Annotated in this window: 12 protein-coding genes; 5 read left to right on the top strand and 7 right to left on the bottom strand. The window is 69.4% G+C overall.

All coding sequences use genetic code 11. The features are described from left to right. Window positions 1–15: 15 nt before the first annotated feature. The gene (locus tag M8445_RS10075; RefSeq protein WP_273987637.1) at window positions 16–2,181 is read right to left on the bottom strand and encodes a HelD family protein; all 2,166 of its coding nucleotides are present in this window, start codon (window positions 2,179–2,181) and stop codon (window positions 16–18) included. Between the two features lie 302 nt (window positions 2,182–2,483). Beyond that, a complete protein-coding gene (locus M8445_RS10070) occupies window positions 2,484–3,026 on the bottom strand; it encodes a hypothetical protein (protein WP_273987636.1) in 543 nt (180 codons plus the stop codon). Window positions 3,027–3,169: 143 nt separating this feature from the next. Here M8445_RS10070 and M8445_RS10065 point away from each other — a divergent pair, with 143 nt between their 5' ends. The 3 genes from M8445_RS10065 to M8445_RS10055 all read left to right on the top strand — a co-directional run bounded on the left by M8445_RS10065 (window position 3,170) and on the right by M8445_RS10055 (window position 6,469). Continuing rightward, on the top strand, window positions 3,170–4,240 hold the full coding sequence (locus M8445_RS10065) for an Ig-like domain-containing protein (RefSeq protein ID WP_273987635.1): 1,071 nt from the start codon (window positions 3,170–3,172) through the stop codon (window positions 4,238–4,240). A gap of 304 nt (window positions 4,241–4,544) precedes the next feature. Further along, window positions 4,545–6,074 carry a glycine--tRNA ligase gene (locus M8445_RS10060; protein WP_273987634.1) on the top strand — a complete coding sequence of 510 codons (1,530 nt, stop codon included), beginning with the start codon at window positions 4,545–4,547 and terminating at the stop codon, window positions 6,072–6,074. Next, a complete protein-coding gene (locus M8445_RS10055; RefSeq protein ID WP_078302459.1) occupies window positions 6,071–6,469 on the top strand; it encodes a hypothetical protein in 399 nt (132 codons plus the stop codon). The genes M8445_RS10060 and M8445_RS10055 overlap by 4 nt, the downstream gene beginning before the upstream one ends. A gap of 148 nt (window positions 6,470–6,617) precedes the next feature. On the opposite strand, the gene M8445_RS10050 is transcribed toward M8445_RS10055, so the two are convergent. The 4 genes from M8445_RS10050 to M8445_RS10035 form a co-directional block, all read right to left on the bottom strand. Continuing rightward, on the bottom strand, window positions 6,618–8,168 hold the full coding sequence (locus tag M8445_RS10050; protein ID WP_273987633.1) for an alpha/beta fold hydrolase: 1,551 nt from the start codon (window positions 8,166–8,168) through the stop codon (window positions 6,618–6,620). Window positions 8,169–8,464: 296 nt separating this feature from the next. After that, the gene (locus tag M8445_RS10045) at window positions 8,465–9,214 is read right to left on the bottom strand and encodes a hypothetical protein (protein ID WP_273987632.1); all 750 of its coding nucleotides are present in this window, start codon (window positions 9,212–9,214) and stop codon (window positions 8,465–8,467) included. A 5-nt stretch (window positions 9,215–9,219) separates the two neighbouring features. Continuing rightward, window positions 9,220–9,768, bottom strand: a complete 549-nt coding sequence (locus M8445_RS10040) for a mismatch-specific DNA-glycosylase (protein ID WP_273987631.1) — start codon at window positions 9,766–9,768, stop codon at window positions 9,220–9,222. A gap of 52 nt (window positions 9,769–9,820) precedes the next feature. Further along, window positions 9,821–10,417 (bottom strand): sulfite oxidase-like oxidoreductase, encoded by a 597-nt coding sequence (locus M8445_RS10035; protein ID WP_273987630.1) that lies wholly within the window; start codon window positions 10,415–10,417, stop codon window positions 9,821–9,823. A 275-nt stretch (window positions 10,418–10,692) separates the two neighbouring features. On the opposite strand from M8445_RS10035, the gene M8445_RS10030 reads away from it, so the two are divergent. After that, window positions 10,693–11,613, top strand: coding sequence for a DUF4032 domain-containing protein (locus tag M8445_RS10030; RefSeq protein WP_273987629.1), 921 nt, complete (start codon window positions 10,693–10,695; stop codon window positions 11,611–11,613). An 80-nt stretch (window positions 11,614–11,693) separates the two neighbouring features. On the opposite strand, the gene M8445_RS10025 is transcribed toward M8445_RS10030, so the two are convergent. Then, entirely contained in the window at window positions 11,694–13,022 is a 1,329-nt protein-coding gene (locus M8445_RS10025; protein ID WP_273987628.1) for a M17 family metallopeptidase, read from the bottom strand. Window positions 13,023–13,133: 111 nt separating this feature from the next. On the opposite strand from M8445_RS10025, the gene M8445_RS10020 reads away from it, so the two are divergent. Further along, a complete protein-coding gene (locus tag M8445_RS10020) occupies window positions 13,134–13,466 on the top strand; it encodes an Asp23/Gls24 family envelope stress response protein (RefSeq protein WP_273987627.1) in 333 nt (110 codons plus the stop codon). Window positions 13,467–13,469 lie beyond the last annotated feature (3 nt).

Here is a 13,469-nt window from a genome sequence, read left to right as displayed (position 1 = left end):
CGCAAACCTTGACGTTCAGGCGATCAGCGGGTGCAGGTCCCCGGCGCTGACCAGTCCCAGCCAGTGCAGGGCGCGGCTGGCCGAGACGTACAGCAGGCGGCGTTCGTACTCGGTGCTCTCGTCGTACGTCTGCGCGTTGGCGCTGGCGACGATGGCGGCGCTGAATTCCAGGCCCTTGGCGAGGTTGACGGGCAGGATGACCAGTCCGCCCCGGAAGCGGTGCTCCTGGGTGGTGATGGGCTGGGCGTCCGTATCGAATTCCCGCAGGGCCTCGGCGAGGCGGTCGGCGTCCACGCCGCGCCGCGTGACGATGGCGATGTTCTTGTGCCCGGCGGCCTGCGCGTCCTTGACGGCCTGCGCGATCAGGGGCAGTTCTCCGTGCGGGGAGTTGGCCGGGGCAGTGTAGCGCTGCACGTCGGCCCCGTCGCGGTCCACGCCCTGCACGGCGGCGGCGCGGTTGTACGTCGCGGCGATCCGCGCCCCGAGTTCCGTGATCTGCCGCGTCGAGCGGTACGTGCGGCCCAGCGTGAGCACCTGCGCGCCCGGCAGTTGTGCCTGCACGGCCTCCCAGGAACTGGGGCCCTTGTAGCCATGCATGCCCTGGTTCAGGTCGCCCAGCGCGGTGATGTGGCCGGGGCGGGTGGCGCGGCCCAGCAGCGCGTACAGCAGCGGCGAGTAATCCTGCGCTTCGTCCAGCACCACGTGATCGAAGGGTTCGAGCGTGCGGCCGTCCAGTCGCCCGATGCCGCCCGTGAAGGCCTGCACGGCCAGCATGACGGGAATTTCGGTCACGTCCGCGTTCGCGCGGCGCGGCGTGGGAATGCCGCTGAGAGGGTCGGTCAGCAGCAGTTGAATCTCGCGGTCGGTCAGCAGGCCACTGGCAGCCAGGGCGTCGGCGCTGCCCAGCAGGCGGCGGGCCTCGGTGATGGGCGTGGTCGAGGCGAACACGCGGCCCAGGAAGGTCGTGAGCGGCGCGGACAGTTGCCGCAGCACGCCCACCTCCTCGCCTTCCGGGACGTTCAGGCGCGACAGGGCCTCGGATTCGATGGCGCGGCGCATCCCGGCGCGGTACCCGGCGAGTGGGTCGGCGGCGAACACGTCGCGCAGCATGGCGGCCAGTTCGGTTTCCGGGAAGTGCAGCACGACCGGCTCACGCCCGCGCACCTCGATACTCTCGCGGATGCTCTGCCCGGCGAGACCCGCGTTGAACTTGCCCCACAGGTGCGTGCGGACCACGTCCAGCATGCGGGCGTCGCCCAGCAGTTTCGCCTTACGCCACGCCAGCGCCCGGCGGGTGTTGTCCCGGTCGGTCAGCAGCAGGCTCAGGGTGCGGTCCGTGACCTCCAGTTTCTCCAGGCCCAGCAGGCCCGTCGCCCAGGTTTCCGGGGTGGTCACCACGACCCGCTCGATGCCCAGTTCCGGCAGGATGCGCGCGGCGTACGCGGCCAGCACCCGGTTGGGCATCAGAACCATGCACGCTTCCGGGCGGGCGCGGTGCACGCCCCGGTCGGGGTTGGTCATCCAGGTCAGGCGGTGAAAGCCGATGGTGGTCTTCCCGGAGCCCGCCGCGCCCTGAATGATCACGGGCGTCCCGGCGGGGGCGCGCATGGCGGCGTTCTGCTCGGGTTGCAGGGTCTCGACCACGTCGCGCATTCCGGCGGTGCTGTCCTCCTGAAGGCGGCGCAGCAGCACCTCCTCGCGGCCTCCGGTGTCGCCGCCGTGCTCGTCGTCGTACAGGTCGGTCACGCGCAGCAGTTTCTTGCTGTGCACGTCCAGCTGACGGCGGCGTTTGATGACCCCGGCGCTGCCCTTGCGGGGCGTCCAGCCCAGCGCGTCCGAGTAGAACAGGCTGCCCACCTCGCTGTCCCAGCTGACCACCGAGTACGGCCCCTTCACGTCCCGGAAGCCGTGCTTCCCGACGTACAGCGTCTGCTCACGGCCCGCCACGCGCACCTTCAGGCTCCCGAAGAACGGCTGGTGCACGTGCGGCGAGAGCATCGCCGCGAACTCCTCGGCCTGATCACCCAGGATGATGCTGGTTTCCAGGTCCGCGCCCATCTGCCGGTCCCGGTCCTCCCAGAACTCGATCTGGCGGATCATGGCCGAGACCGTCTGGGACAGGTGCTCACGTTCAAGTTCAAAATCCGGGTGTGTTTCCGGACGGGATTCCGCAACAGGCATAACGCACAGGATACGGCCTGCGGGGCCACTCTGACCCGACAGACCTGACAGTCGGCGCGGGCCGCTCAGACAGGGACGGGTGTACGCCATACGGCAAGGTGCCCTCACCGGATTGGGAGGGCACCTGCTCTGGCGGGCCGCCGGGCCCAGGTACAGATTCCGGTTTCGTTCAAAACCCACCACTGCGCCGGGTTGCCAACTTCACGCCCGACAGTCCGCTCTGCTCCCCCTCGCTCTGCGGCGCAGCTCTACGAGTCCGCTCCGGTTGAACGCTGCTGCAAACCTTTCAACCGGAGTCCGTATTACTTGTTGATGTTCAGGTTCAGGTTCACGTCGGGGCTGTTCTTGCCATCCGTGAAGGTGACGGTGGCGGCGTCCACGCCAGTCGCCGCGTCGGCAGTGGCCGTGATCTTGTACGTCACGCGGAACTGGTCGTTGTACTGCACATTGACGCTGCCGCCCGTCTCGGTGGTGCGGCGCACGGCGCGGGCCACGTTGACCTTCTGAACCGAGATGGTCACGCCTTTGGGTGCGTCGGCGCTCTTGAATTTCAGCCAGTCGGCGGCGCGGACCGGGTCGGGGACGTTGCCGTTCACGCGGGCGCCCGGAGCGTAGTCGAACGTCAGGGCGTTGAAGTAGGTGTCGAATTCCTCGTTCTCTTCCAGGAGCGAGCGGGGGTAGCGGTACTCCACGAAGACGGTCTGGCCTGGGGCGAGGCGCGTGAAGGCCAGGATGCTGTCCTGCACGAGCGGCACGTAATCGGTGGTGCCGGGCTGTACGGGGGTGCAGGCGCTCAGGGCCAGCAGGCCGGTGATGGAGGTGGTCAGGATAGGGTGCAGTTTCATTGCACCAACGACAGTGGCAAAGTTCATGCGTCTCTCACGCCTCACTTACGTGGATGCCGGCACGGGGCGCGGGCACGGGGGACCTTCAGGCCGTGCACAGACGCCGCACACCCGCATTAACTGACCGCCGGTACACTCTGGGCATGACTCCCTTCCCGGTCCGGCCTCACACGGATTCCTTTCCTGCGCAGCGCGGGTGGACGCGGGACCGGTCCCCCGTGACTGCGCGGTCGTGCGGCGCGGCGGCGCTGCTGCTGGCCGCCCTGAGTGGCTGCACGCCGCCGCGTTCGGTGCCCGCGCAGGACGACGTGCCGCCCGTGGTGACGCTGGGGCTGGGCACGCCGCTCTCGCAGAGTGCGCCGGGCGTGGTGCATCTGCTGGCCGGGGCCAGTGACGAATCCGGCGTGGCGGGGGTGACCTTCAGGCGCGACGGGCAGTTGCTGGGCACGGACAGGGCCGCGCCGTTCGAGTGGACGGACCCACTGGGAAGCGGCGGTACGTACCGCTACGGGGCCGAGGCGACCGACGGGGCCGGGAATACCGCCGAACAGTTCCTGGATGTGACCATCACGCTCCCGCCGGGGCTGACCGGGGTGCGCGGCGCGGCTGTGCAGTACGCGGGCGAGGGCAGCAGCGGCCCGCTCACGCAGCCGTGGACGGGCAGCGCGGCCCCACTGGTACTAAGCGAGGCGGCTACGGGCACCGAACTGGAGCGGTCCACGCTGACGGGGGCGGGAGCCGTCACGCTGCCCCTTCCGACCCTGGCGGCCGGGGTGGGGTCGGTGCTGTCGGCGGACGTGCTGGGCCTACGGTGCGACGCGCCGCCCACGTTCAGCGTGCCGGACGCCCGCGCGGTGCGGGCCAGCGTGACGGTCGGCGCCCAGAAGGCCGCACCCCTGAGCGGGTCCGTGACCAGTGTGAACGGCGTGCCGAAAGAAACCCTGCGCGGGAGTGGCGGCCTGCTGTTCAGCGACCGGCCCGTGCAGGTGTCAGGAACGGTGGCGTGCGTGCTGCCGGGCCTGCGGGACGCGGGCCGGTCGGAGGTCCGTGGGAACGTGACCTTCGGACTGAACCTGCTGCGCGGCTGGAACGCCGTGTCGTTCACGCGCACCGTGAATTCCAGCCTGCCGCCGGTCGGTGTGCTGCAAAGTGTGCAGCCGCCGGCGCAGTGGGTAGTGGGGGGTACAGACCTCCCATGGCCCGACCGGCCCTGACCTGCTGGCCCTGACTTGACCCTCCGGGGCGGACTGGCGCACACTGGACGGGCGTTGATCCGCAGGAGTAACGCGAGTGCCCCCACGGAGCGAGTCTGAGACGGTGAGAGTCAGGCAGGGCGAGGCGCGCGTGAAGGGCGGCGGGGAGCTTCAACAGACACAAAAGTGCCGGTCGGGCCGCAGACAGTGGTGACCGGAACTGGGGTGGAACCGCGCGTGACTTCATGCGTCCCCAGACGAGCGAGTGCCGGAAAGAGGCCGCCGTCTGGGGCGTTTTCCTGTACCTGCCCGAAAAGGAGTACGTATGCCCGCAACTTCGATGGAAGAACTCGTCAGCCTGTGTAAACGCCGTGGATTCATCTTCCAGGGCAGCGAGATCTACGGGGGCCTTCAGGGCTTCTACGATTACGGTCCCCTGGGCGTGGAACTGAAGAACAACATCAAGGCCGCGTGGTGGCGCGCCAACGTGTACGAGCGTGACGACATGGAAGGCCTGGACGCCAGCATCATCATGCACCGGCAGGTGCTGCGGCACAGCGGTCACGAGGCGACCTTCAGCGACCCGATGATCGACAACAGGAAGAACAACAAACGCTACCGCCTCGATCACCTCGTGAAGGACCAGAAAGCCGACGTGATTGCGAAGGTCGCCGAGGCCATGGGTCAGAGTGCCGAGAACTTCCCGGCGGTCGTGGCGGCCCTGAACGCCAGCCCCGCGCAGGCGTCGCAGGCCCTGAAAGACGCGGGCGTGCGCGACCCGTTCAGCGGTGAAGTGGGCGACTGGACCGAACCCAAACCCTTTAACATGATGTTCAAGACGACCATCGGCCCGGTCGCTGACGACGAGAGTTACGGCTACCTGCGGCCCGAGACGGCGCAGGGCATCTTCACGAACTTCAAGAACGTCGTGGACTCCACCAGCCGCCGCCTGCCGTTCGGCATCGCGCAGATCGGGAAGGCCTTCCGGAACGAGATCACGCCCCGCAACTTCATCTTCCGCGTGCGGGAACTCGAGCAGATGGAAATCGAGTTCTTCGTGGTGCCCGGCACGGACGAGGAGTGGCACGAGCACTGGCTGGAGCGGCGCCTGAGCTGGTGGGAGGCGCAGGGCGTCCCGCGCAGCAAGATCGAGATTCTGGACGTGCCGAAAGAGGACCTGGCGCACTACTCCAAGCGCACGTACGACCTGATGTACGACTACCCCACTCTGGGCCACGAGGAGATCGAGGGCATCGCCAACCGCAGCGACTACGACCTGGGCAGCCACACCAAGAACCAGAGCGAACTGGGCCTGGTGGCGAACGTCGAGGAGAACCTGGACTCCATCGCCAAGCTGACCATCCCGCACCCGGAGACGAACAAGCCGGTCGTGCCGTTCGTGATCGAACCGTCGGCCGGCGTGGACCGTGCCCTGCTGGCCGTGCTGAGCGAGGCGTTCACCAAAGAAACCCTGGAGAACGGCAACGAGCGCATCGTGCTGAAGCTGAAGCCGCACCTTGCGCCGATCAAGGTGGCCGTGATTCCGCTGGCGCGCAACAAGGCGGAACTGGTCGAACTGGCCCGGAGCATCAAGAACGACCTGCAGAAGCTCGGCCTGGGCCGCATCCTGCTGGAAGACAGCGGGAACATCGGCAAGGCGTACCGCCGGCACGACGAGGTCGGCACGCCGTACTGCGTGACCGTGGACTTCGACACCATCGGCCAGAGCGGGGCGGACAGGGGCGAGGACGCCAGCCTGACCGGCACGGTGACCGTCCGTGACCGCGACACGCTGGCGCAGGAACGCGTGAAGATCAGCGAACTGACCGCGTACCTGCAGGCGAAACTGAAATGAGCGTCCCAGACGACCGCCTGCTGCCGTACCTGATGACCGTGGAACTCGCGGTTCTCGGCGTGTACGGCGAGCACCCGGACCTGACGGACGCCATGGCCGACAGCGCCTTCGAGGAACTCGCGCGCCGCTACCGGGCCGAGGCGACGAACTTCCCGTTCAAGCCCGGCAAACTGGACGGCCTGCGCGCCGCAGTGCACGACGCCGCGCTGCGGAACCTGACCACGCTGCTTGAACAGCCGGGCGAGCACCCCAGCGCCGAGGAACTCCGGCTGGGCATGAACCGCCTGCGCAGCAGCGTGAAAACCTGGACGCGCGAGGCCGGACGGCAGGGGTACCTGAAGTACATCGAGCAGTACGTGAACTCCGGGGATGGGGAGTTCATAGACCTCGACTGATACCGACTCCGGTTGAAAGGTTTGCAAAAGCTTTCAACCCGAACAGAGCGAGCAGGAGAGAACCGGGTTCCGGATGACACAGGCCCCCGCTGTCACGCGGGGGCCTGTGCTATTTCCATGTGGGCGTGGGCATTCAGCGGGTGTCCGTTCAGCGCATCAGGGGCTGCATCCAGTCGGTGATCCAGCGGGCCACCTGATCGCCACGCGTGACGGTGATGTCCAGGTGCGCGGCGTCCGGCAGGGTGTGGGTAGTCAGGGCGGCCTGGGTGGTCGCGGCGTACTGCTGGTACTGCGCCTCGGTGGTCACGCCCTGCGCGGCGGCGATGCCGAGGATGGGCACGCTGAGCTGCGCCGTGTACCAGACGGGCAGGGTCTTCTCGAAGGGTGTGCCGCGCGTGTCGGTGCGGGCGGCGGCGAGGTCCAGGGTCAGGCGGTTCGGGAAGTACCACTCGCTGTAGTCGCTCAGGGGTGTGATGAAGCGCCGCGTGAAGTCCTGCGGGTCGGTGGGCGAGGTGACGTCTGTCTCCCAGCCGACGGGTTTCGTGGGGTCTTTCGGGCCGGTGATCCAGCGTGCGCCGCGCCCGCCCAGCAGTTGCGCGCCCAGGTTCGGGGCGTCTGCGGCGTTGGTGGGGCGGCCGCTGCGCAGCGCCAGGAACGGCAGCAGCGCGTACTGCTGTTCCAGTTGCCCCATCGCGGCGGCGAGGTTCGTGGCGGGGTAGCGGGTCAGGCCGCCGCCCGGGGCCAGGGCACCGGGGTTCAGGGCGGCCAGCCGGGCCTGCGCGGCGGCGCGGCTGGCAAACACGGGGCTGAACACCACGGAGTCCACGAAGGGGCTGCGTTCCAGACCGTTCAGGCCCGGCAGGGGCCCCAGTGGGTTGCGGGCCGCCTGCGCGTACTCGTCGGGGGTCAGGGGGGTGCCGCTCATCAGGCCGGGCAGGCCATCGAGCATGATCAGGCCGCGCACGTCGCGCTCTCCGGCCACGCCGCCGAAATCGTACGCGGCGTACAGGCCGGTCAGGGTGCCGCCCATGGAGTGCCCGCCGATGAACACGTTCGGCGTGAGTTTGCGTGCCTCCAGCACCGCCTCGTGCCAGTCGCGCAGGGTGGTGTCCAGGCCCCAGTCCTTCATGAACGGCAGGCTGGACGCCGGGCGGGCCGGCAGTCCGCTGCGCACGATGCGTTGCAGGGTGGGAATGTCGCGGCCCAGCAGCGCCGAGTGGTCCTCCAGCAGGTTGCTGCGGCGGTCCAAGGCCCACACGGCCCAGGTGGGGTGCAGCGTCACGATCTGCCGCGCCAGCCGGTCGAAACTGCCCGCGCCGCCCAGGTAACCGGGCATCAGCAGCAGCACGGCGGCCGGGGTGCCTGGGCCGTAACGGACGGTGATGCTGGCGTTCAGGTCGGCGGGCGTGCCGGGAACGGACGCGCCGGGCTGCACGACGCGCCGGGCGGGCACGGCGTCCAGGGTCGGCTGGGCAGGGTCGGTCAGGGCCACCACACCAGGGTCGAAGACCAGAGCGGCGTCTTCTGCCGGGAGGGCGGGACCGGCGGCCAGGACTCCCGTGGCGTCCAGCCGTTCCGGCACGGTGAGAGCCGGAGCGAGGGGAGGAACGGGCGGCAGGCGGCCCTGTCCGGCGGCGCTGGAAAGCACGCCGAGGCACAGGGCGGTCAGCGCGGCGGTAGGCAGGGTACGGCGACTCATGCCCCCATCCTCTCCCCGGCCCGGCCGGACAAACGTACCGGAGGGAACGCAGTGACTTGCGGTGTCATACAGCGTTTCTTGCGCTGACGCAGAGGGGGATCTCATACGGATTCCGTCTGTTTCGTTGGCAACCCACCAACGCGCCGGGTTGTCAACTCCACGCCCGGAAGGGCGTTTCTCTCCTGTTCGCTCTGCGGCGCAGCTCTACGAGTCCGCTCGGGTGGAAAGCTTCTGAAAACCTTTCAACCGGAGTCCGTATCATCTGCTGCGAGCCGCCCGGAGTGCAGAGGCGGCGGTCAGTCGTCGCTGGAATCGCCTGGGGCGTACTTGTCGCGCAGGTAGCGGGCGCGGGCCTGCGTTTCCCGGTCCTGCCCGGCCGCCTGCGCCCGCGCGACCTGCCGCATGCGGGTTTCGATGACTTCCAGTTCGCGGGTCAGGTCCTCGGGGCGGCGCGGGCCGCTCTGCCACGCCATCAGCAGCTCGGGCAGGTCCTCGCGGGCGGCCTGCCGGGCGTCGAAGGCGTCGCGGGTCAGGGTGCCGCCGGCCGTGACGCGCAGGGCCTCGCGGGTGGCCTGCACGGCGGATTGCAGGGCGGGCCGGGCGGGGGTGGGCAGGCGGCGCTCGTGCTGCCGGAACGTTTCCAGCAGCGTCCACTCCTCGGGGGGCGCGGCGGCGTCCAGCGTGATGGGCGCGGGGCGGGTCAGGGTGCGGGCGCGTCCGAAGGCCCACATGCCGAAGGCCAAGAGCAGCAGCAGCACCAGCCCCAGCAGCCAGCCGGCCACGTCGCTGCCGCTGGCCACGCCGATGCCCAGCAGGATCGCCAGGGGCACCAGCACGCCCAGGACCAGAAAGCCGATCACGGTCAGGGCCAGCAGGCTCCCGGCGCGGCGCACGGTGGGCTGTAGGGCCGCGCCGGGCGACCAGGGGTCGGCTGGGCTGTCCGGGTCACGGCGGGCCGCGTGGACCAGGGTGCGGGCCGCCCGCGCCGCGCCGGTCGCCACGATCCGGGAACGGTCAAGCGGTGTTCTGGTGGGACGGGACGCCATACGCTTCACGGTACGGCGTGCGGGTGAGATTCGTTCCCGCTCAGCCCGGCTCGGGCCATTGCCCGCAGGTCAGTCACGCGCGCCGCAAGCGCCTGCCAGGGTTCCAGCACAAAGTGAGAGTGCGCCAGCGGGCTGGTACTGGGCAGCACCCAGACTTCCGCGCCTTCCAGAGGGTCCGGTTGCGGGCCGTACCCGAGGCGGGCGGTCGGTACACCCAGCGTTTCGGCCGCGCCGCGCTTGCTGGTGAATGCCACGAGGCTCGGCTGGTAGCGGCACAGCTTGCCGCGCAGTTCGTCTGGCGCGAAGGCGTGGGCGGGCAGCGCGGCGTCCACGCCACTGTGCCGCTTTGCGACATCGGTCAGGCCGATCCCGAAGTCCGGCAGCCGGGCGTACTCCTGCGGGTCCAGCAGGGTGGGCGTCAGGCGCACGGCGTGCAGGGTGCGCCAGAACTTGTTACCGGGATTGGCGTAGTACGCGCGGGCGGCGGCACTGATCCGGCTGGGCGCCGTGCCGACCAGCACCAGCGTCAGGCCGGGGCACAGCACGTCCGGCACAAGGTACTCGCCCGCACCGGTCAGGTCGGCCGTGGATTCTGCCGTCGGCCGCTCAGTCGTCGTCGTAGCGTTCCTCGATGAAGGGATCGCCGCGCATGTGGTAGCCGTTCTTCTCCCAGAAGCCGGGCTGGTCGGCCGCCATGAATTCCAGGCCGGTCAGCCACTTGGCACTCTTCCAGAAGTACAGGTGCGGCACGACCAGCCGCAGCGGGCCGCCGTGCTCGGCGTCCAGGGGTTGCCCGTCGAAGGTGTGGGCCAGCAGGTTCTCGGGCCGCGTGAAGTCCTCCAGGCTCAGATTGGTGGTGTAGCCGCCCACCGAGTGCTGCATGACGTGGGTGGCGCCGGGCTCCAGTTGCAGGTGTTCCATCAGGTCCACGACGCGCACGCCGGTCCAGGTGGTGTCCAGTTTGCTCCAGTGCGTCACGCAGTGGATGTCGTACGTCAGGGTGGTCTGCGGCAGGGCCATCAGATCCGCCCAGGTCAGGGTTTTCTCCCCGGCCAGTCCGGTCACGCGGATCACCACGTCCTGCGGCGCGTAGTGCTGCGTGGGACCGTACGTCAGCACCGGAAAGCGGGTCGTGAGCGTCTGGCCGGGCGGCACGCGGCCCCCCATGTCGTCGGCCGGTTTCTTGAAGAATTTCCCGAGCATGCCTGCATTCAACACGCCCGGCCCCCGCGCCGCACAGGGCGCAGCACACCATCGGAGGCGCACATGAAGGCTTCCGATAGACGCGCCGCGCGCCGGGCCTGCCCCCCCTGACGGGCGGGTGACGCGCGGGCCCATAGTAGGGACAGGGGTACCGCCGGCCCGGCCGGGCGCGGTGTAAACTGCGAAGCATACCGGGGCCTTACTCTGTTCCCCTGGATGATGGCAGGCTCCCGGCCCACACGCGCCCCGCACGGGCGCAAGGAGAGTTGAGCCTCATGTCCGCATTCGATCAGGCCAAGCACGAAGTAGAGCGCGCCCGTTTCCTGGGTGACGTCCGCGACCTGCTGGCCATCCTGCGCCGCCAGCCGAACGAACTGCTGCCCTTCGAATGGGTCCGCCACCTCGCCCCGGACGGCGAGTTCCAGCGCGGCCTCCAGACCATCGAGGTGGACCACATCATCGGGTCCGTGGACCGCTACCGCGAATTCGACCGGCATTACCTGCCCAAGGAACGCCACCTGGACGAACGCTGGATCGGCGTGCGCTCGGCGCAGTTGCAGGGCAAGGAACTGCCGCCCATCCAGGTGTACAAGGTCGGGGACCTGTACTTCGTGAAGGACGGCAACCACCGCGTGTCCGTCGCGCGCCGCCAGGGCCAGAAGTACATCGACGCGTACGTCATCGAACTGCACGTCACCGTGCCGCCCGAGGAGGACGACACCCTCAAGACCCTGATCATCAAGGGCGAGTACGCGCAGTTCCTGAAAGCCACCAACCTCGACCGTGTCGTGCCCGGCCACTGTGACATCCGCTTCACCACGCCCGGCCGGTACGAACGCCTGCTGGAACACATCCGCACCCGCCAGTACTTCCTGGACCGCAAACCCGAACGGGCCGGGCTGCCCCCCGTGACCTTCGAGGAAGCGGCCGAAAGCTGGTACCGGCGCATGTACAGCCGCATCGTGGAGAACATCGAGAAGCACGACGTCATGACCCGCTTCCCCGGCCGTACCGAGGCGGACCTGTACCTGTGGATCATGGACCACCGGTACTTCCTGACCCAGAAGTACGGGCATGACGTGGGCAGCGAGGAAGCCACCGTCGACTTCGGCGCGCACCACGCCCCGCCCGCCTACAAACGCCTGGGCCAGCGCATGCGCCTGATGCTGCGCGGCCGCCTGAGCCCCACCATGTAGACAGCCCCAGCCGGTCGGCAGGTGGCGGTCAGGAAGTGGTAAGTGGGAAGTTGGCCACGACTCACTCACCACTTCCTCCTTCAGCGGCCCAGCACGTACTCGACGAGGGTGCCCACGCCCCAGCCGGTGGCGTTCTCGTCGCGGGCAGCGTTCCCGGCGATGTCCAGGTGCGCCCAGGGGCGCGTGACGAACTGCTGAAGGAACAGCGCGGCCTTGATGCTGCCTCCGGCGGGGGCCATGTCGCTGTTTTTCAGGTCGGCCAGCGTACCTTTCTGGAAAGCTTTCAGGTACGGCTGGTGCAGTGGCAGTTCCCACACGAGTTCCCCGGCGGCCAGCGCGGCCGTCTTCAGGCGGTCGGTCAGAGCGGGGTCGCTGCTGAACAGCGCGGCGATGTCGTTGCCCAGGGCGCTGATCTTCACGCCGGTCAGCGTGGCGAGGTCCACGAGTTCGGTCGCGCCTTCCTGGCAGGCGACGGTCAGGGTGTCGGCCAGCACGAGGCGGCCCTCGGCGTCGGTGTTCGTGACCTCGACCTGCAGGCCGTTGGCGGCGCGGTAGATGTCGCCGGGGCGCATGGCGTCGGGGCCGACCATGTTCTCGGCGGCGGCCACGTACGCGCGGACCTCGGTGCCTTCGGGAATGTGGGCGCGCAGGTCGGCCAGGGCGCGCATGGCGCCCAGCACGGCGGCCGCGCCGCCCATGTCGTTCTTCATGCCGTACATCCCGGCCGGGGGTTTCATGGAGTACCCGCCCGTGTCGAAGGTGATGCCCTTGCCGACCAGCGCCAGCACCCGCGTGGCCTCGCCGCGCGCAGGGATGGTCACGCGGATCAGGCGCGGGCCGTGCGTGCTGCCTGCAGCGACGGCGGCCAGCAGGCCCATGCCGCGCGCCATGATGTCCGGGCCGTCCCAGATGTCCACATCCAGGCCCAGGGCTTCCAGGGTGCGGGCCTCGCGGGCCAGCGTGGCCGGGTTCAGGACGTTGGCAGGCGCGCTGGTCAGGTGGCGGGCGAAGGTCACCCCAGCGTGCAGGCCGGTCACGCGGGCGGCCTCCTGGCTGCCCAGGCCGTCGGCGGCCAGGGTCAGCTCCGGGCGGTCGGTGGGCGCGCGGTAACGGGCGTCCTGCCACGCGGCGCTCAGGGCGGCCCCGGCCAGCGCGGCGGCGTGGTCGGTCGCGGCGACCTGCACGCTGGCGGCGCGCACCTCGCGGGCCAGTCGCGCCAGGGCCTCGCCCACCTCGCGGGCCTCGCCTGGACTCTGGGGGATCAGGGCGGCGGCCTCGTCGTGCGATTCGCTGCGGGCGCGCAGACGCACCTCGCCGGGCTTCAGGTCGCGGGTCACGCGGTCGGTGTCGCCCGTCCCGACGAACGTGAGGGTCAGGTCGGCGCGCTCCAGCTTCTGAACAAGGGGCATGCCCGCAGTACAGCACGGCCAACCCCCGGCGGGTTCCGGCACGCGGGACGGCCCGCGAGGCCAGTCCCTGCGGCGGGCGCAGGCCAGCCGGGCGGTATACTGCCCTTTACTGTGACTGGCTCTATTCAAATTACCGAGGCGGCCCTCGCCTCGCTTATCGGGCTGACCGCCCACGAGATTCCGGGCGTGGTGGGCATGGCCCCCGCGAACCTGAAGGAAGGCATCAGCCGCGTGCTGGGGCGCGCGAACGTCAGTGACGGCGTCGTGATCGGCCGGGACGGCGGGCGTTACAGCGCCGACCTGTACGTGGTCGTCGCGTACGGTGTCAGCATTCCCACGGTCGCGCGCAATATCGTGGAGCGCGTGGAACACACCCTGAAAACCCAGGCGGGCACCGAACTGACCGCCATTCGCGTGCACGCCGTGGGAGTCCAGCGTGTCTGACCA

Source organism: Deinococcus aquaticus (genome assembly GCF_028622095.1).
In the GTDB taxonomy this organism is placed as follows: domain Bacteria; phylum Deinococcota; class Deinococci; order Deinococcales; family Deinococcaceae; genus Deinococcus; species Deinococcus aquaticus.
This window is presented reverse-complemented; position numbering and strand designations above follow the sequence as displayed.